Origin of the sequence: Streptomyces sp. NPDC102279 (genome assembly GCF_044766365.1) — a bacterium.
In the GTDB taxonomy this organism is placed as follows: domain Bacteria; phylum Actinomycetota; class Actinomycetes; order Streptomycetales; family Streptomycetaceae; genus Streptomyces.
This window is the reverse complement of record NZ_JBIWLU010000002.1, coordinates 441,986-459,796: the sequence shown is the minus strand read 5'-3', so window position 1 is coordinate 459,796 and position 17,811 is coordinate 441,986. Positions and strand designations below refer to the sequence as shown.

Annotated in this window: 17 protein-coding genes; 13 read left to right on the top strand and 4 right to left on the bottom strand. The window is 71.9% G+C overall.

All coding sequences use genetic code 11. The features are described 5' to 3' along the window. Positions 1-7 precede the first annotated feature (7 nt). A complete protein-coding gene (gene rhaI / locus ACIRQH_RS05580; RefSeq protein WP_388870846.1) occupies positions 8-1,168 on the bottom strand; it encodes an L-rhamnose isomerase in 1,161 nt (386 codons plus the stop codon). A 364-nt stretch (positions 1,169-1,532) separates the two neighbouring features. On the opposite strand from rhaI, the gene ACIRQH_RS05575 reads away from it, so the two are divergent. The 9 genes from ACIRQH_RS05575 to sigJ all read left to right on the top strand — a co-directional run bounded on the left by ACIRQH_RS05575 (position 1,533) and on the right by sigJ (position 11,098). Continuing rightward, complete coding sequence (locus tag ACIRQH_RS05575) at positions 1,533-3,050, top strand: sugar ABC transporter ATP-binding protein (RefSeq protein ID WP_358815808.1); 1,518 nt, start codon at positions 1,533-1,535, stop codon at positions 3,048-3,050. Then, positions 3,047-4,087, top strand: coding sequence for an ABC transporter permease (locus tag ACIRQH_RS05570; protein WP_358815809.1), 1,041 nt, complete (start codon positions 3,047-3,049; stop codon positions 4,085-4,087). Before ACIRQH_RS05575 ends, ACIRQH_RS05570 begins: the two co-directional genes overlap by 4 nt. After that, positions 4,080-5,072: an ABC transporter permease gene (locus ACIRQH_RS05565; protein ID WP_358815810.1), complete on the top strand. Its 993-nt coding sequence runs from the start codon at positions 4,080-4,082 to the stop codon at positions 5,070-5,072. The genes ACIRQH_RS05570 and ACIRQH_RS05565 overlap by 8 nt, the downstream gene beginning before the upstream one ends. Positions 5,073-5,107: 35 nt before the next feature. Beyond that, on the top strand, positions 5,108-6,196 hold the full coding sequence (gene rhaS / locus ACIRQH_RS05560; RefSeq protein WP_404224347.1) for a rhamnose ABC transporter substrate-binding protein: 1,089 nt from the start codon (positions 5,108-5,110) through the stop codon (positions 6,194-6,196). A 38-nt stretch (positions 6,197-6,234) separates the two neighbouring features. Then, a complete protein-coding gene (locus tag ACIRQH_RS05555; RefSeq protein WP_355864092.1) occupies positions 6,235-6,558 on the top strand; it encodes an L-rhamnose mutarotase in 324 nt (107 codons plus the stop codon). A gap of 195 nt (positions 6,559-6,753) precedes the next feature. Beyond that, entirely contained in the window at positions 6,754-7,779 is a 1,026-nt protein-coding gene (locus tag ACIRQH_RS05550) for a LacI family DNA-binding transcriptional regulator (RefSeq protein ID WP_358815813.1), read from the top strand. A gap of 132 nt (positions 7,780-7,911) precedes the next feature. Beyond that, positions 7,912-9,213, top strand: coding sequence for an alpha/beta fold hydrolase (locus ACIRQH_RS05545; RefSeq protein ID WP_388870836.1), 1,302 nt, complete (start codon positions 7,912-7,914; stop codon positions 9,211-9,213). A 102-nt stretch (positions 9,214-9,315) separates the two neighbouring features. Continuing rightward, the gene (locus tag ACIRQH_RS05540) at positions 9,316-10,149 is read left to right on the top strand and encodes an enoyl-CoA hydratase/isomerase family protein (protein WP_358815815.1); all 834 of its coding nucleotides are present in this window, start codon (positions 9,316-9,318) and stop codon (positions 10,147-10,149) included. Between the two features lie 49 nt (positions 10,150-10,198). Further along, a complete protein-coding gene (gene sigJ / locus ACIRQH_RS05535; RefSeq protein WP_388870833.1) occupies positions 10,199-11,098 on the top strand; it encodes an RNA polymerase sigma factor SigJ in 900 nt (299 codons plus the stop codon). A 3-nt stretch (positions 11,099-11,101) separates the two neighbouring features. On the opposite strand, the gene ACIRQH_RS05530 is transcribed toward sigJ, so the two are convergent. Then, the gene (locus ACIRQH_RS05530) at positions 11,102-12,007 is read right to left on the bottom strand and encodes an SDR family oxidoreductase (RefSeq protein ID WP_358815817.1); all 906 of its coding nucleotides are present in this window, start codon (positions 12,005-12,007) and stop codon (positions 11,102-11,104) included. A 126-nt stretch (positions 12,008-12,133) separates the two neighbouring features. Here ACIRQH_RS05530 and ACIRQH_RS05525 point away from each other — a divergent pair, with 126 nt between their 5' ends. Continuing rightward, positions 12,134-12,979 (top strand): pentapeptide repeat-containing protein, encoded by an 846-nt coding sequence (locus ACIRQH_RS05525; protein ID WP_388870827.1) that lies wholly within the window; start codon positions 12,134-12,136, stop codon positions 12,977-12,979. A 9-nt stretch (positions 12,980-12,988) separates the two neighbouring features. Here ACIRQH_RS05525 and ACIRQH_RS05520 read toward each other — a convergent pair whose 3' ends face one another. Beyond that, a complete protein-coding gene (locus ACIRQH_RS05520; protein ID WP_404224343.1) occupies positions 12,989-14,482 on the bottom strand; it encodes a cytochrome P450 in 1,494 nt (497 codons plus the stop codon). 109 nt (positions 14,483-14,591) lie between these two features. On the opposite strand from ACIRQH_RS05520, the gene ACIRQH_RS05515 reads away from it, so the two are divergent. The 3 genes from ACIRQH_RS05515 to ACIRQH_RS05505 all read left to right on the top strand — a co-directional run bounded on the left by ACIRQH_RS05515 (position 14,592) and on the right by ACIRQH_RS05505 (position 16,557). Beyond that, entirely contained in the window at positions 14,592-15,200 is a 609-nt protein-coding gene (locus ACIRQH_RS05515; RefSeq protein ID WP_356164272.1) for a TetR/AcrR family transcriptional regulator, read from the top strand. 182 nt (positions 15,201-15,382) lie between these two features. Next, complete coding sequence (locus ACIRQH_RS05510) at positions 15,383-15,745, top strand: hypothetical protein (RefSeq protein WP_388870819.1); 363 nt, start codon at positions 15,383-15,385, stop codon at positions 15,743-15,745. Between the two features lie 86 nt (positions 15,746-15,831). Continuing rightward, positions 15,832-16,557 carry a DUF2470 domain-containing protein gene (locus tag ACIRQH_RS05505; RefSeq protein WP_388870816.1) on the top strand — a complete coding sequence of 242 codons (726 nt, stop codon included), beginning with the start codon at positions 15,832-15,834 and terminating at the stop codon, positions 16,555-16,557. Here ACIRQH_RS05505 and ACIRQH_RS05500 read toward each other — a convergent pair. Continuing rightward, complete coding sequence (locus tag ACIRQH_RS05500) at positions 16,525-17,748, bottom strand: lactonase family protein (protein ID WP_404224341.1); 1,224 nt, start codon at positions 17,746-17,748, stop codon at positions 16,525-16,527. The genes ACIRQH_RS05505 and ACIRQH_RS05500 overlap by 33 nt on opposite strands. Positions 17,749-17,811 lie beyond the last annotated feature (63 nt).

The window sequence follows — 17,811 nt, the reverse complement described above, 5'->3', positions numbered from 1 at the left end:
ACGCCCCTTAGGCCCCCCACCCCGCCTGCCGGCCCCCCACCCGCTCGGCGGCGATCCGCTCGGCCCATCCGGAGCGGTGGTACGCGGCCACCGGGTCGGGATCGAGGCCCAGCTCGGTGCGCACCTCGGCGAGCAGGGGCCGCACGTCCGTGTTGTAGGCGTCCATGACGACCGCGTTGGCGGCGAGGACGTCCCCGGAGCGCTGAGCCGCGCCGAGGGCGTCACGGTCGACGAGGAGCGCCTTGGCCGTGGCCTCCTGGACGTTCATCACCGACCGGATGATCGCCGGGATCTTCGCCTCGATGTTGTGGCACTGGTCGAGCATGAAGGCGACGTCGGGGGAGAAGCCGCCGCCGCGGATCACCTCGTACATGATGCGGAACAGCTGGAAGGGGTCGGCCGCGCCGACCATCAGGTCGTCGTCGGCGTAGAAGCGGGAGTTGAAGTCGAAGGCTCCGAGCTTCCCCTCGCGGAGCAGGGTGGCGACGATGAACTCGATGTTGGTGCCGGGCGCGTGATGCCCGGTGTCGACCACGACCTGCGCCTTGGGGCCGAGCTTGAGGCAGTGCGCGTAGGCCGTGCCCCAGTCGGGGACGTCGGTGGCGTAGAAGGCGGGCTCGAAGAACTTGTACTCCAGCAGCATGCGCTGGTCGTCGCCGAGCCGGTCGTAGACCTGGGCGAGGGCCTCGGCCAGCCGGTCCTGACGCTCGTGGAGGTCGTCCTGGCCGGGATAGTTGGTTCCGTCCGCGAACCACAGCTTGAGGTCCTGGGAGCCCGTCGCGTCCATGATGTCGACGCATTCGAGCAGGTGGCCCACGGCCTTGCGGCGCACCGCGGCGTCCGGGTGGCAGACGGACCCGAGCCGGTAGTCGTCGTCCTGGAAGGTGTTGGAGTTGATCGCGCCCAGCTTCAGGCCGCGCTCCTCGGCATGCTTGGCGAGCGCCGCGTAGTCGTCGACCCTGTCCCAGGGGATGTGCAGGGCGACGGTCGGGGCGGCGCCGGTGAACTCGTGGACCTTGGCGGCGTCGTCGATCTTCTCCTCGGGTGTCCGGGGCACGCCCGGTTGCGCGAAGACCTTGAACCGGGTTCCCGAGTTCCCGTACGCCCACGACGGCGTCTCGACGGCCTGGGTCTTGAGCGCGGCCTTCACCGCGGCGAACTCGGTCACTTCGGGGCTCCTACGACTTCGAGTGGGAACGGCTTTCCGACGGCTTCCTGAACCGCTTCGGAGCCGGCTTCCCGGACGCTTCCCGGGGCTCCGCCACGCGGGTTTCCCCCGAGGCTGCCCACCGGCTTGCTGAACACAATGGCTGAAACGATTCAGGAGCGAAGCTATGAGCACCCCGAAGGCCTGTCAACCCCTCCGGTGCCGGGCTTTGTTCGTGACTCTGCCGTGACCTTCGGCCCTCGAAGAATTTCGCCACGAACCCATTGACGTGACCTGGGTGACCTGCCTAACGTCCCGGCAACCCAATTGAAACCTTTCACGACGTCGTGGGGGCCGTCCCGCAGGCGTCGTCGAGGAGCCCCTCATGACCCACCCGTCCGACACGGGACCGACCCCGGTGCTGGCGCTGAAGGACCTGTCGAAGTCCTTCGGCGCCGTGCGCGCCCTGCGGGACGTGTCCCTGGAACTGTTCCCCGGCGAGGTGCACGCGCTCGCCGGAGAGAACGGCGCGGGCAAGTCGACCCTCATCAAGGCGCTCGCCGGCGTGCACCGACCGGACGCCGGCCAGGTGATCCTGGACGGCGAACCCACCGTCTTCCACGGCCCCGCCGACGCCCGCGACGCGGGCATCGCGGTGATCTACCAGGAGCCCACACTCTTCCCCGACCTCTCGATCGCCGAGAACATCTTCATGGGCCGCCAGCCGCGGCGGGCCCTCGGCCGCATCGACCACAAGGCGACCCACGCGGCGACCGCCGCCCTGATGAAGCGCCTCGGCGTCGAACTCGACCCCGAGCGCCCGGCGCGCGGACTGTCCATCGCCGACCAGCAGATCGTCGAGATCGCCAAGGCGCTCTCCTTCGACGCCCGCGTCCTGATCATGGACGAGCCCACCGCCGCCCTCACCGGCAGCGAGGTGGCGCGTCTGTTCGGCGTGGTGCGCACCCTGCGCGAGCAGGGGTCCGCGGTGCTGTTCATCTCGCACCGGCTGGAGGAGATCTTCCAGATCTGCCAACGCGTCACCACCCTGCGCGACGGGGCCCTCATCTCCAGCGAGCCGCTGGAGGGCATGACCGAGGACGACCTGGTCCGCCGGATGGTCGGCCGCGACCTCGACGAGCTCTACCCCAAGCAGGACGTCGAGGCCGGCGAAGTCGCCCTGAGCGTGCGCCGGCTGACCCGGGAGGGCGTCTTCACCGACGTCTCCTTCGAGGTGCGGCGCGGCGAGATCGTCGGCCTTGCCGGGCTCGTCGGCGCCGGCCGCACCGAGGTGGCCCGGTCCGTGTTCGGAGTGGACCGCTGGGACGCCGGAGAGGTGGAGGTCGACGGCAGGGCACTGACGAACGGCGCCCCCTCCACCGCCATGGCCGCCGGCCTCGCGCTCGTACCCGAGGACCGCCGCGCCCAGGGCCTGGTGATGGACATGTCCATCGAGCGCAACATCGGTCTGACCGGGCTGCGCACGACGGTCAGGGCGGGCCTGATGGACCGCGGTGCGGAGCGCAGCCGCTCCCTGGACTGGGCCGTCAGGCTCCAGGTGAAGTACTCCCGGATCGCCGACACCGTCGCCACGCTCTCCGGCGGCAACCAGCAGAAGGTCGTCCTCGCCAAGTGGCTCGCCACCGGCCCCAAGGTGCTCATCGTCGACGAGCCGACCCGTGGTATCGACGTCGGCACCAAGGCCGAAGTGCACCGCTTGCTCAGCCAGTTGGCCGCTGACGGGGTCGCGGTCCTGATGATCTCCTCCGATCTGCCCGAGATCCTCGGCATGGCCGACCGCGTGCTCGTGATGCACGAGGGCCGGCTCACCGCCGAGATCCCACGTTCCGAAGCCACCGAGGAAACCGTGATGGCCGCAGCCACCGGGAGGGCCGCCGCATGACGGTGACCGCGCCCACCCCCGCCCCCGCCACCGAGGTGCCCAAGTCCAGCGGTACCCGGCTGGTGGACCGCGTCTTCAAGATGCGCGAACTCGCCATCCTGGCCGTCTTCCTGGTGATGATCGCCATCACCCAGATGGGCAACAGCGAGTTCCTGTCCGAGCAGGGCATCAAGGACCTCCTGCTGAACGCGACGATCCTCGTGCTGGTCGCCACCGGCCAGTCCCTCGTGGTCATCACCCGCAACGTCGACCTGTCGGTCGGCTCGACGCTCGGCATCAGTGCCTTCGCGGCCGGCACCTACCTCCAGGGCGGCGGCAACGGCGTCGTCGCGGTCGTTCTCGCCGTGCTCCTCGGCATCGGCTGCGGGCTCGTCAACGGACTCCTCGTCAGCCTCGGCCAGGTGCCCGCCCTCGTCGTCACCCTGGGCACGCTCTACATCATCCGCGGTGTCGACTCCATCTGGGTCGGCTCCCGCCAGATCACCGCGGCCGACCTGTCCGGCGGCTTCGTCGACTTCGGTTCCGGCGGCATCTCCGCCGTCCCGTACCTCGCGCTCATCGCCGTGGCCGTCCTCGTCGTCACCGCGTACTACCTGAAGCACTTCGGGAGCGGACGCGAGCTGTACGCCCTCGGCTCCAACCCCGAGGCCGCGCGCCTCGCCGGCATCCCGGTCCGCAAGCGCATCCTCACCGCGTACATCGTCTGCGGCGGACTCGCCGGACTCGCCGGCGCCCTGTACCTCGCCCGGTTCGGCAACGTCGACTCCGGCACCGGCAACGGCTACGAACTCACCGTCGTCAGCGCGGTCGTGGTCGGCGGCGTCGTCTTCACCGGCGGCTCCGGCAGCGTCTACGGAGCCGCGCTCGGGGCCCTGCTGCTGACCTCCATCAACAGCGTCCTGCCCGCCCTCGGCGTCAGCTCCGTCTGGGTGCTCGCCATCAACGGCATCCTGCTCATCCTCGCCATCGCGGTCGACCGGGTCGTCGCGCTGCGCGTGGCCTCCGCCCTGAAGAAGAGGAACGCCCGCCATGGCTGACTCCGCTCTCGCGCGCGCCGTCCGCTGGGACACGGTCGTCGGCGCCCTCCTCATCGTGCTGCTGCTGTTCTCCTTCTCCTTCGTGGACGGCTTCGGCAACGCCCTCAACCTGTCGTTCCTGATCGGCAACACCCTGCCGATCGCGCTGATCGCCCTGCCGATGACCCTGCTCGTGGTGGCCGGCGAGATCGACCTGTCGGTCGCCTCCACGGCCGGGCTCTCCGGCTCGGTGATGGGCGCCCTCTGGAACCAGGGCATGTCGATCGAGACGATCATCCCGATCTGCCTGCTGCTCGGTGTGGTGTGCGGACTGGTCAACGGCCTGCTCGTGACCCGGCTCGGGCTGCCCTCCCTCGCCGTCACCATCGGCACGCTCGCGGCCTACCGGGGCATCGCCCAGATCGTGCTCGGCTCCGACGCGGTCACCGACTTCCCGACCCAGTACCAGGACTTCGCGGCCGGACGCCTCGGCGACACCTTCCTGCCGCAGGCCTTCCTGCCCTTCCTGGCCCTCCTCGCGATCGCCGTGGTCGTGCTGCACGCCACCCCGTTCGGCCGGTCGGCCTTCGCGATCGGCGCGAACGAGGAAGCCGCCCGGTTCGCCGGCATCCGGGTCAAGCGGCAGAAGCTGCTCCTGTTCGTCGCCACCGGCCTCATGGCCTCCCTGACCGGCATCTTCTGGGCCCTGCACTACGCCAGTGCCCGCTACGACAACGCCAACGGGCTCGAACTGTCCGTCGTGGCCGCCGTTTTGCTCGGCGGCATCGACTTCGACGGCGGCAAGGGCACGCTCGGCGGCGCCATCGCGGGAGTCTTCCTGCTCGGCGCACTCCAGAACGTGATGAGCCTCCTCAACGTCTCCGCGCAGTCGCAGATCGTCGTGACCGGCGTTCTGCTCGTCGTCTCCGTGCTCGGCCCCCGGGTCGCACGGCAGATCTCCGTAGCGAGGGCGGGCCGCAGAGCCGCCTCGACTCCGATCTCGTAACCGCTCCGCTCACCCCCGTAAAGGACCTGTCACCCATGCGCAAGTCATCGATCCGCCGTACCTGCGCGGCGCTCGCCGCCGTCACCTCCCTCGCCCTGGCCGTCACCGCGTGCGGCGGCACCACCAAGAACGACGTCAAGGACTCGGGCGGCTCGGGCGCCGCGGCCGGCGGCGCCAAGGCCGACCCGAACGCGGCCACCAAGAAGGGGCTGACCGTCGGCTTCCTGCCCAAGCAGGTCAACAACCCCTACTTCACCTCCGCCGACAAGGGTGGCGAGAAGGCGCTCAAGGAGCTGGGCTCCACCTACAAGGAGGTCGGTCCCAGCAGCGCCACCGACACCAGCGGCCAGGTCAGCTACGTCAACACGCTCACCCAGCAGCAGGTGAACGCCATGGCCGTCTCCGCTCAGGACCCGGGCGCCCTGTGCACGGCCCTCAAGCAGGCCATGACGAACAAGATCAAGGTCGTCACCTACGACTCCGACACCAAGGCCGACTGCCGCAACGCCTTCGTCTCGCAGGCCAGCGCCGAGGACCTCGGCCGCACCGAGGTGCAGCTCCTCGCGAAGCAGATCGGCTACAAGGGCGAGGTCGCGATCCTGTCCGCCGCGCAGACGGCGACGAACCAGAACACCTGGATCGACTTCATGAAGGAGGAGCTGAAGGACCCCAAGTACAAGGACATCAAGCTGGTCAAGGTCGCCTACGGCAACGACGACGCCCAGCAGTCCTTCCAGCAGACCCAGGGCCTGCTCCAGGAGCACCCGAAGCTCGCCGGGATCATCTCCCCGACCACCGTCGGCATCAAGGCGGCGGCCCAGTACCTGTCCGGCTCCAAGTACAAGGGCAAGGTCAAGCTGTCCGGCCTCGGCACCCCCAACGACATGCGCAAGTACGTCAAGAACGGCACCGTCGAGGGCTTCGAGCTGTGGGACCCGGCGAAGCTCGGCGAGCTGGCCGCCCGCACCGCCGTGGCGCTCTCCTCGGGGCAGATCACCGGCAAGGAGGGCGAGACCTTCAAGGCCGGTGACATGGGCTCCTTCACCATCGGCAAGGACGGCGTGATCAACCTGGGCAAGCCGACCGTCTTCGACGCGAAGAACATCGACCAGTTCGACTTCTGACCGTCCCGCCGGCTCGACTTCCAACCCCGGGAGGGTCGTTGACGCACCGTGTGTGCTTCCTGCTGAAGGTCCGTGCGGACCGCCTCGACGAGTACCGCGAGCGGCACGCCGCCGTGTGGCCCGAGATGCTCGACGCACTCTCGGCCACCGGCTGGCACAACTACTCGCTGTTCCTGCGCGAGGACGGCCTGTTGGTCGGCTACCTGGAGACCGAGGACTTCGCCGCGGCCCAGGCGGCCATGGAGGCCACCGACGTCAACGCCCGCTGGCAGACGGAGATGGCGCCGTTCTTCACCGCACTGGACGGCGCCCGGCCCGACGAGGCCATGAAACCCCTCACCGAGGTGTTCCACCTCGCCTGACCGGCGGGACGACAGGCGCGTCCCGCCGGCTGTGACCTGCCCCGTGACCTGCGGGGTGACGCCCGGCAGGACCGCCTGCCCGCCCCCTGTCCCGTCGTTTTCCGGGCTTCCCTCATGACCACCGGTTCCGGCCCGCTCGCGGGTACTGTGAGGGCCCTGCCCGCCGCTTCGAGTTCTTCTGGAGGTTCCCGCCCGATGGCCCAGTCGGTGGGTATCAAGGACGTCGCCCGTGCCGCCGGAGTCTCCGTCGGTACGGTCTCGAACGTCATCAACCGCCCCGACTCGGTGGCCTCCGAGACACGGGCCCGCGTCCTGTCCGCCATCGACCGGCTCGGCTACGTGCGCAGCGAGTCGGCCCGCCAACTGCGGGCCGGAAGCAGCCGGATCATGGGGCTGCTCGTCCTCGACATGGGCAACCCCTTCTTCGTGGACGTCGCGCGGGGCGCCGAGCGGGCAGCCCGGGACGCCGGGCTCGGTGTGATGGTCTGCAACAGCGCGCAGAGCCCCAGCGAGGAGGCCGACTACCTGTCGCTCTTCGCGGAGCAGCGGGTGCGAGGCGTGCTGCTGACGCCGAGCGACGCGAGCGGCCGCAACATCGAGGCGTTCCGCCGCAACGGCATTCCCTTCGTCCTGGTCGACCGGGTCGCCGTGGGCACCACCGAGTGCTCCGTCTCGGTCGACGACGTGGCGGGCGGCGCCCTGGCCGTCCGGCACCTCGTGGACGCCGGGCACCGCTCGATCGCCTACGTCAGCGGACCGCCCGGCCTGAACCAGGTCAGGGACCGCCGCACCGGCGCGCTGAACGCGCTGGCCGAGGCCGGCCTCGGCCCCGGCAACCTCCGTGAGCTGCCCACCGAGCGGCTCGACGTGGCCGCGGGACGCGACGCGGGAGCACGCCTCCTCGGCCTCGCCGAGCGCCCCACCGCCGTCTTCTGCGCCAACGACCTGCTCGCGCTCGGCGTCCTCCAGGCCATGTACGCGGCCGGTGTCGGTGTCCCCGACGACCTCGCCATCGTCGGCTACGACGACATCGAGTTCGCCGCCGCGGCGGCCGTCCCGCTCACCTCCGTGCGCCAGCCAGCCACGACCATGGGCGCCCTCGCCGCGGAGCTGCTCCTGGAGGAGATCGAGGCGCAGACCGCGCCCACGCCGCACGAGCACCGGCGCGTCGTCCTCCAGCCCGAGCTGGTCGTACGTCACTCCAGCCTGGCCGCGCGCTGAGCCGCCGTTCAGTTCCCCGTCACCGGACTGCTGAGTCACTGTTCAGTCCGTTGTCCTGATCCCGGGCTCCGTGGGCGGGGGCACATGTGCTCAACTGGGACAGCCTGAAATCCGTACGTCTCGGGAGCCCTGTTGACCGTCAGCTACCGCCAGCCCGGTGTCGTCCTCACCGACCACCGCTTCACCGTGCCCCTCGACCACGACCGCCCGGACGGGGAGACCATCGAGCTCTTCGCCCGCGAGGTCGTCGCGAGCGACAAGGCGCGGCAGGAGCTGCCCTGGCTGGTCTACCTCCAGGGCGGCCCCGGCTTCGGGGCGAATCGTTTCGTCGGACAGCAGGCCTGGCTCGGCCGGGCCCTCAAGGAGTTCCGCGTCCTGCTGCTCGACCAGCGCGGCACCGGTCACTCCACGCCCGCCAACCGGCAGACCCTGCCGCTGCGCGGCGGTCCCCGCGAGCAGGCCGACCACCTCACGCTCTTCCGCGCCGACTCCATCGTCCGCGACTGCGAGACCATCCGGCCCCGGCTCACCGGCGGTGCGCCCTGGACGGTCCTCGGTCAGAGCTTCGGCGGTTTCTGCACGGTGCACTACCTCTCCAGCGCCCCGGAGGGGCTGAGCGCCGCTCTCGTCACCGGCGGGCTGCCCAGCCTGGACGGGCACGCGGACGACGTCTACCGCGCCGCGTACCCGCGCATCGAGCGCAAGGTCGCCGCGCACTACGCGCGCTACCCGCAGGACGTCGAGCGCGCCCGCCGGATCGCCGAGCACCTCCTCCAGCACGAGCCGGTCCTCAGCGGCGGCTACCGCCTCACCGTCGAGGCCTTCCAGTCGCTGGGCGTCCTCCTCGGCGGCAGCGAGGGCAGCCACCGCCTGCACTACCTGCTGGAGGACGCCTTCGTGCGCACCCCGCAGGGTCCGGCGCTCTCCGACGCCTTCCAGGAAGAGGTCCAGGGGCTCCTGTCGTACGCGGGCCACCCGCTGTACGCGCTGGTCCACGAGGCTGTCTACGCCCAGGACGACCGCCCCACCGCCTGGTCCGCCGAGCGGGTGCGCGCCGAGTTCCCGCAGTTCGACGCGGCCAAGACCCTCGCGAACGACGGGCCGCTGCTGTTCACCGGCGAGTCCGTGCACCCCTGGATGTTCGAGACCGACCCGGCCCTGCGCCCCCTGCGGGAGACCGCCGAGGTACTGGCCGCCCGCACCGACTGGGCGCCGCTGTACGACCCGGCGCGCCTCGCCGCCAACGAGGTGCCGGTCGCGGCGGCGGTCTACCACGACGACATGTACGTGGACGCCGGGCACGCGCTGCAGACCGCGCGGGCCGTACGCGGACTGCGCACCTGGGTCACCGACGAGTTCGAGCACGACGGCGTCCGGGCCGGCGGCCCGCGCGTCCTGGACCGGCTGCTCGCACTCACCCGCGACGACGTCTGACCGTCCAGGCCCCACCGGCTCCGAGCCTCCGACGTCCCCTGACGTCCGGGCCCCCACCCCCTTAGGATTCTGACGGCCTGTCAGAAACCTGAGGGGGTACGGATGATCGACACCACCCGCACGGACATCCCGGAGGGCGAGGAACGGCTGCGGCTGGACGTCGAGGAAGGCGTCGGTGTCCTCACCCTGTGCCGGCCCGCGAAGCTCAACGCCTGGAGCTGGGAGTCCACGCGCCAACTCGGCCTGTTCGCCGACCGGATCCGCTTCGACCCGGCGATCCGGGTGGTGCTGCTGCGGGCCGAGGGCCGGGCCTTCTGCGCGGGTATCGACGTGACGGCACCGGGTGGCGCGATCACCGGCCGTTCGGGCGCGGAGCGCACCCGCGCCTACTACGAGGGCATCCGCTGGGCGCACGAACGCTTCGCCGCCTTCGCGTCGCTCCCGCAGCCCGTCGTCGCGGCCGTCCAGGGCTACTGCCTCGGATTCGGCTTCGAGCTGGCGCTGATGGCGGACGTCCGCGTCGCCGCCGCCGACGCCGTGTTCGCCCTGCCCGAGGCCCAGTTGGGCCTCGCCGTCGACGCGGGCGGCGACCTGCGGATCGCGCGCGAGGCGGGCGCCGGCTGGGCGAAGTTCCTCGCCCTGACCGGGCGGCGGCTGGACGCGGCCACGGCCGAACGTCTGCACCTCGTGCAACTCGTCGCGGAGAAAGGCGAGTTGGGGGCAGTGTCCCGTGCCGTGGCCGCCGAGATCGCGGCGAACGGGCCGCTCGCCGTGCAGGCCGTCAAACGCGACATCGACGCCTTCGCCGACGCCGGCCTGACGGCGGCCCTCGACCGGACGGCCCTCTCGGCCGCGCTCACCCTGACCTCCGAGGACGCGGGAGAGGGCTACGCCGCCAAGGGAACCGGCCGCGCGCCCCGCTTCGAGGGGAAGTGACCGGCATGTTTTGATCGGTCACGGCACGTACGACGAGTCAGGGGGACCGATGGCCGACAGCGACCTTCTCGCGAACCGGTTCGAGGAACAGCGCGGACACCTGAGAGCGGTGGCCTACCGGATGCTCGGATCGCTGAGCGAGGCCGACGACGCCGTCCAGGAGGCCTGGCTGAAGCTCGGCCGCACCGACCCGGACGAGATCAGGAACCTGGGCGGCTGGCTGACCACCGTCGTCGGCCGGATCTGCCTCGACATGCTGCGCTCCCGCACCGCCCGCCGCGAGGACCCGCTGGAGCACGCGGGCACCTTCGTACCCGACCCGGTGATCGCCTCCCTGGACCGGATCGACCCCGAGCAGGAGGTGCTCCTCGCCGACTCCGTCGGACTCGCCCTCCTCGTGGTCCTGGAGGCGCTGGAGCCCGCAGAACGGCTCGCCTTCGTCCTGCACGACCTGTTCGCGGTGCCCTTCGACGACATCGCGCCGATCGTCGGCCGGTCGACCGCGGCCACCCGCCAGCTCGCGAGCCGGGCCCGCCGCCGCGTCGCGGCGGACGCCCCCCAGCCCGAACGCGACGTCATCCGGCAGAAGAAGGTCCTCGACGCCTTCCTCGCCGCCTCGCGCGCCGGGGACTTCGAGGCGCTCCTCGCCGTCCTCGACCCCGACGTCGTGCTGCGTGCCGACTCCGGCCCGCACGTCGGCGGCGCGGCCGCCTCCAAGCTGGTCCGCGGGGCGGCGGCGGTGGCCCGGCAGGCCCTCACCTTCGCCCGCTTCGCGGCGAGTTCGCAGCCGGTGCTGGTCAACGGCGAGGTCGGCCTCGTCGCCCTCGCCGACGGCCGGCCGCTGTCGGTCATGGGGATCACCGTCGTCGACGGCAGGATCGTCGCCATGCACATCCTCGCCGACCCCGAGCGGCTCGCGCGGCTCGGTCTCGCGGCGCCGGGAGAGTGACGGTCAGCCGGTGAAGGGACCGCGCCCCAGCTGCTCCCGCACCGGTGTCACCGGAGGGCTGACGAGCCCCCTTCGCTGCCAGTTGGCGCCGTCCACGACGAGGGTGTGGCCGGTGATGAAGCGGGCGTAGGGGGAGGCCAGGAAGGTGGCCGCCCAGCCGAGTTCGCGGGGCGCGCCGACGCGCAGCGCGGGCTGGCGCCGGTCGTGCCCGTCGGGCGCGGGGGACTCCGTGGCGTCCTCGGCCCGGGAGAGGTTGCCGCGGATGTCGTCCGTCATGTCGGCGTGCGGCATCAGCCCCGGCACCAGCCCGTTGATCTGGATGCCGTACGGGCCCCACTCCACGGCGAGCGTCCGCACCAGGCTCTCCACCCCCGCCTTCGCCGCCGCGCTGTGCGCGAACCCCGGGCCGCCCGTCCAGGCGTACGAGGCCCCGACGTCGATGACCGAACCCGGCGTCCCCGCGGAAAGGTGCCGGCGTCCGAACTCACGGGTCATCAGGAACGTGCCCGTCAGGGTGATGTCGACGACCGCCTGCCAGGCGTTGGGCGACATGTCCTCGGTGGGCACGGGGAAGTTGGCGGCCGCGTTGTTGACCAGCACGTCGGGCAGTGCGTGACCGTCGAACACCTCGGCGATGCGCCGCGGGTCCCGGATGTCGCACACGGCGGACGACACCCGGGTGCCCAGTTTCGCCAACTCCTGCCGTGCCGGGCCGAGATGACGCTCACGCCGGCTCACGATCAGCAGGTCGGCGCCGAGTCTGGCGAACTCCGCCGCGACGGCCCGCCCGAGCCCGGTGCCGCCCCCGGTGACGAGCACCAGCGAGCCGTCGAACGTGCCGGCCGGCAGGGCACTCGCGCCCAGCGGGGGAGGGGCGGGGAGGCCGGGCAGCCCGGCGTTGGGATCCATGGCCCCTCGATACCCGGTGTGCCGTCAAACATCCAGACAGTGACCGCGTCCATCGTCGCGCGGGACCCGCGGCCCGGGCGTCGACGCAGTTCAGGACATGAGGCCCGGCTCAGTAGGCTTGACCGTATGCGAGACGACGGCACCACGGCCCAGGACCCGCGCCCGGCACTGAGGGCCGACTGCGGTCAGTGTTTCGGCCTGTGCTGCGTCGCCCTGCCCTTCTCCCGGTCGGCGGACTTCGCGATCGACAAGGACGCGGGGAAGCCCTGCCCCAACCTGGCGGACGACTTCCGCTGCGGCATCCACACCCGCCTGCGGGAGACCGGCTTCACCGGCTGCACCGTGTACGACTGCTTCGGCGCCGGACAGCGGGTCTCCCAGCAGACCTACGGCGGCGTGGACTGGCGCTCCGGTTCCCCGGAGCGCGCCCGGCAGATGTTCGACGTCTTTCCCGTCGTCCGTCAGCTCCACGAACTGCTCTGGTACCTGAACGAGGCGCTGGACCTCCGCGCGGCCCGGCCGGTGCACGCCGACGTCCGGCGCGTGCTCGACCGGACCGAGGAGCTGGCGCGACTGACCCCTGACGAACTGGGCGCCCTGGACGTGGGCGCGCACCGGCAGGAGGTCAACGAGCTGCTGCTGCGCACCAGCGAACTGGTGCGGGCGGGGACCGGGCCCGGCAGGAAGAAGGACCGCCGGGGCGCGGACCTGATGGGCGCGCGTCTGAAGGGAGCCGACCTGCGGGGCGTCAGCCTGCGTGGCGCCTACCTCATCGCCGCCGACCTGACGGGGGCGGATCTGCGCGGCGCCGACCTGATCGGTGCGGACCTCCGCGACACCGATCTCACGGACGCCGACCTGACCGGGGCCTTCTTCCTCACCCAGCCGCAGCTGAACGCGGCCCGCGGCAGCGCCGGCACCCGCCTCCCGCAGTCGCTCGCCCGCCCCGGCCACTGGACTCCCGGAAACTGAGCGGGGCGCTCAGTCGGCGGCCCGGACCGCCGGTGTCCGCGGCACCGCTTCGACCGGGGCACGGCGTTCGAGACGCAGCCGCAGTCCCTCCGGCATCAGGGTCAGCCGCTCGGCCACCCGCAGCCGGTAGTCGGGCTCGGGCCTCACCTCGTAGCGGCGCAGCAGCAGGCCGAGGACCAGGGTCGCCTCGTGCAGCGCGAACTGGCGGCCGATACAGGCCCGCGCTCCGGTGCCGAACGGTTTGAAGGTGTGCGCGGGACGGCCCCGTACGGCCTTGGCGTCGAAGCGGTCCGGGTCGAACACCTCGGCGTCGGCGCCCCACACCGCCGGGTCCCGGTGCAGCATCGCCGTCAGGACCAGGGCCCACGCCCCCTGACGCATCGGATGGACGCCGCCCAGCACGGTGTCCTGCCGGGCCTCCCGGGCGAACGCCGGCGCGGTCGGCCACAGCCGCAGCGACTCGTCGAGGACCCGTCGTACGTACCGGAGGCGGGCGACCTGGTCGTATGCGGGCAGGTCGGTGTCGCCCCACACGCGGTCGACCTCGGCGCGGGCACGGGCGGCGATCTCCGGGTTCTGGGCGAGATAGTGCAGCGCGAAGGACAGCGCGCCCGAGGTGGTCTCGTGGCCGGCGATCAGGAAGGTGATGACCTGGCGGCGGATGTTCTCCGCCGTCAGCCGCTCCCCGGTCTCGGGGTGCGCGGTCTCCAGCATGCGGTCGAGGAGGTCTCCCTGGCCGCCGGCGCCGGACCGGCGGGCGGCCACCACGGCGTCGACCGTGCGGTTGAGGTAGGCCATGTCGGAGGTGTTCCGCCGGGAGGCCTCGCGCAGCAGGACCGGGGCCAGCGGCACCGGTACGACGTTGCGGCGCTGGGCGTAGGTCAGCGTGCCCACCATCGCCGTCACGAAGGGGTGTGGCCGGGAGCGTTCGAACGAGGCGAAGTCGTGGCCGAAGCCGGTCCGCGCGATCGTCTCCAGCGTCAGCTTCGTCATGTCGCCGGGGACGTCCACCGCGCGCCCCGCGGCCTCTTCGCGGTCCCAGCGGTCCGTGAGCCGCTCGGTCACGGCCAGCATCATGGGGTGGTAGCCCTCCATGGCATCGCGGCTGAAGCCGGGGGCGAGGACGTCGTGCGCCAACTGCCAGTTGGGCTCGTGGTTGTAGGCGGTGAACAGTCCGTCCCCGGCGACCGGGCGGAGGTTGGCGATCCCGAGGCCCACGTGCTTCGCGAACCGGGACTCGTCCGCCAGTTCGGCGGCCAGATCCGCGCCCCACACGAAGACGATCTCGTTGCTGAAGGCCTTGCGCCGGAAGATCGGCCCGAGCTGCTTGCCGAACTTCAGGGAATCCTGCAGCGGTGAGCGGACGTTGGCCCCGAGCACGTCGCCGACCAGGGGGACGCGGCGGGGCGGGTGCGGGATGCGCCGCAGCTCCGGCCAGCCCAGCTCCGCGCTGCGGAACCCCTTCGGCAGCGCGGCCGGTGCGGCTTCCCTCGTCTCCGCCATAACGCCATCTCCCTTGTGCGTGCCGCTCGTTGAGGCCTGTTATACGCGGGTTCAATAACGTCGTTCAGTGTCGTCCCGTTGTTGAACCGGCGTCAAGTACAGTGCGGCCATGGCCGGGAATCAGGGGGAGCGCGCGCGTCGGCGGCTCAGCACCGAGGAGCGTCGCGAGCAGCTCCTCACGGTCGGGGCCGGGCTCTTCTCGGAGAGCCCGTACGACGACGTGTGGATCGAGCGGGTCGCCGAGATCGCAGGGGTCTCCCGCGGTCTGCTGTACCACTACTTCCCGACGAAGCGGGACTTCTTCGCGGCCGTGGTCGAGCGGGAGAGCGGGCGGATGCTGCGGATGACCGCGGCCGTGCCCGGCGTCCCGGTGCGCGAGCAACTCTCGGCCGGCCTCGACACCTTCCTCGGCTACGTCGAGGAGCACGCGCACGGTTTCCGGGCCTTCCATCGCGCGGACGCGGCCGGTGACCAGGCCGTGCGCAAGGTCTACCGGCAGGCGCTGGCCGCGCAGGAACGGCAGATCCTCGCGGCACTCGCCGCCGACCCCGAACTGGGCTGGGCGCCCGAGGACCGTCCCGAGCTGCGGATCGCCGTGCGCGGCTGGCTGGCCTTCACCACGGCCGTCTGCCTGGAGTGGCTCCGCGGCGCCGAACTGACCCGCGCGCAGGTGCGCGACCTGTGCGCGCGGGCGCTGCTCGGGGCCATCGCCCCCTGAAGGACGGCCTGTTCGGCACCGCCGGTCCGCACGTGGACCCCCGTCCCGTCGAGGCGTGGCGGGACGGAGTCCGGACCGGTTGATCTTGTCCGGGCGTACTTCGGGGCTTGCCGAGCAGGTGGACACCGTGACGAGCCGTGCGGCTGAGGTGCCTGCCGGAGCCGACGACAATGGGACGACGCATGGGGAACCGACGACTGCACGGATGTCTCGGCCTGGTGGTGGGCGTGGCTCTCGCGCTGCTCACGACCATGCTGCTGGGCCGGGCGACGAACGCCTGCGACGCGGGAGTGAACAACGCGGCCAACAGCGTCTTCCTGCTCTACTTCTTCATCCCCGCCCTCTCCGCCCTCCTCCTCATGGGCTGGGTGATGGTGGGCGCCGTCCTGGGCGGTCACCCCCTCCTCCACACCGTCGCCCTCGCGGTGACCCTCCTCGGCCTGTGCTGGTGCGCCCTCTCCTTCTTCTGGAGCGGCGTCACCCCCACCTGCCCCGACGGCGTTCCCCTGTGGTGGCCGGGCTCCCTTCCCGTGCCGGGGTTCTGACTCCGTCCGGAACTCCCGGTGAGGCGTGGTTGGCGTACGTCCGGAACTTCGATAAGTTAGGCAAGCCTTACCTTAGGAGGAAGCTGATGGGTGACCGTCACACCTGGACGGCCGCGCCCGCCGCGGCGGAGCACGCCCGCTCGGTGCTCGCCGCGGCCTGGTCCTGCGCGATCAGCGCGGAGGGCGGCCGGGAGGAGTTCGTCGGCGCGCACACCGTCGCCGCCGACGGCCGGGTGCTCCTGCACGTGCCCGAGGACAGCGCGCTGCTCGTCAACGCCATCTGCGCGCCGCGCGGCGAGCCGTCCGCCGTCCTGGAGTTCGCCGACGTCGCACCGGTGCCCGTACGGAACCGGATCCGCGCCCGGCTCTGGCTCGCCGGCTGGTTCGTCCCCGAGGACGGCCACCTGGCGTTCCGGCCGACCCGCGCCGTGCTCCGCCGCCCCTGCGGGACCGTGGTGGTCGACCTGGACGAACTGGCCGCCGCCGAGCCCGACCCGCTGGCCGTCGCGGAGGCGCAGCTGCTCACGCACCTCGCCGACGCCCACCCGGACGCCGTCGAGCGGCTCACCCGCCTCGTCGAACCGGACAGCCTGCACGGAGCGGTGCGCGTCCAGCCCCTCGCCGTCGACCGGCACGGACTGACCCTGCGCATCGAGCGGGCGCGCGGCAACGGCGACGTACGCCTGCCCTTCCACGCACCCGCCGACGACGTGTCCCAGCTCACCGAGCGCATGCACGTCCTGCTCACGCAGGCGAGTGCCGCGTCCTGCCCCCGAGCGCTACAGCGGCAGCGCACAGACCGCGACGGGTGAGGCGAACGGCTCGCCCACACGCCGCAGTTCACCGCTCGTCCCGTCGACCTCGAAGACGGTGACCGTGCTGGACCGCTGGTTCGCCGCGAACAGCAGTCGCCCGTCCGGGGAGAACGCGATGTGGCGAGGGAAGTCGCCGCCGACCGGCACCGTGTCCAGCAGGCGCAGCCGGGCGCCGTCCGCCTCGATCGCGTACCGCGTCAGGCTGTTGTGCCCCCGGTTGGCGAGATAGGCGTACGCGCCGTTCGCCGTGACCACGAACTGCGCCGGGTAGCTGGTGCCCCCTCCGGTCCCGGTGGACCGGGGCTCGCCGATCGTGAGCCGGCCGTCCGCCGGGTCGTAGCCGCAGACCGTCACGGTGTTGTCGACCTCGTCGGCGAGATAGGCGTACCGGCCGCCGGGGTGGAACGTCAGGTGGCGCGGGCCCGCGCCCGGTTTCGCGGCCGCCCGTGACACCTCGGTGAGCGTGCCCTTGGTCTCGTCGAGCCGGTAGGTGTAGACGGTGTCGGTACCCAGGTCGACGGCGAGCAGATGGCCGCCGTCGGGACTCGTGACGAACTGGTGCGCGTGCGGGCCCTGTTGGCCGGGGCCCGGCGCCGGGCTGGAGTGCGTGACCAGGTCGGTGCGCTCACCGATCGCGCCCGAGGCGTCGAGCGGGTGCACCGCCACGCTGCCCGAGGTGTAGTTGGCGCTCAGCAGCCAGCGCCCGCCCGGGTGCACGGACAGGTGACAGGGGCCCGCGCCGCCGGTGGCCCGCGAGCCGAGCACCTCGTGCCCCGGCAGACGCACGGCCGTCACCGCGCCCGCGTCCTGCTCGTCGACGGCGTAGAGCGTGCGCCCGTCCGGATGCACCGCGAGGAAGGACGGGTTCGCGACGCCGGTCACGACACCGCCGCCGGTCACCGCCCCCGACTCCGCGTCGTACGTGGCGAGGCCGATCCCCTTCCCCGCGCCCTCGCCCGAGGTGTACGTGCCGAGATAGAGCGGCCGGGGGCCGGAACGCTTCGCCGGAGGCGTGGACGGCGACGCGGCCGGGGACTTCGGCGTCGCTGCTCCCGTGGGGGCGTCGGGCTGTGGCCGGGCGGGTGCCGGGACCGTCGTGATCGCGGCGGCCCCCGCCAGGGCGCCCACGAAACGACGCCTGCTCCAGCCGCCGCCCGGGCCGCGTGACGGCTCTGCACCACTGCTCATGCCTGCACCTCGGGGTGTCGGTTGCCTCAGCTGTGACACCCACCTTGGCGTGGAGCGCGCCGC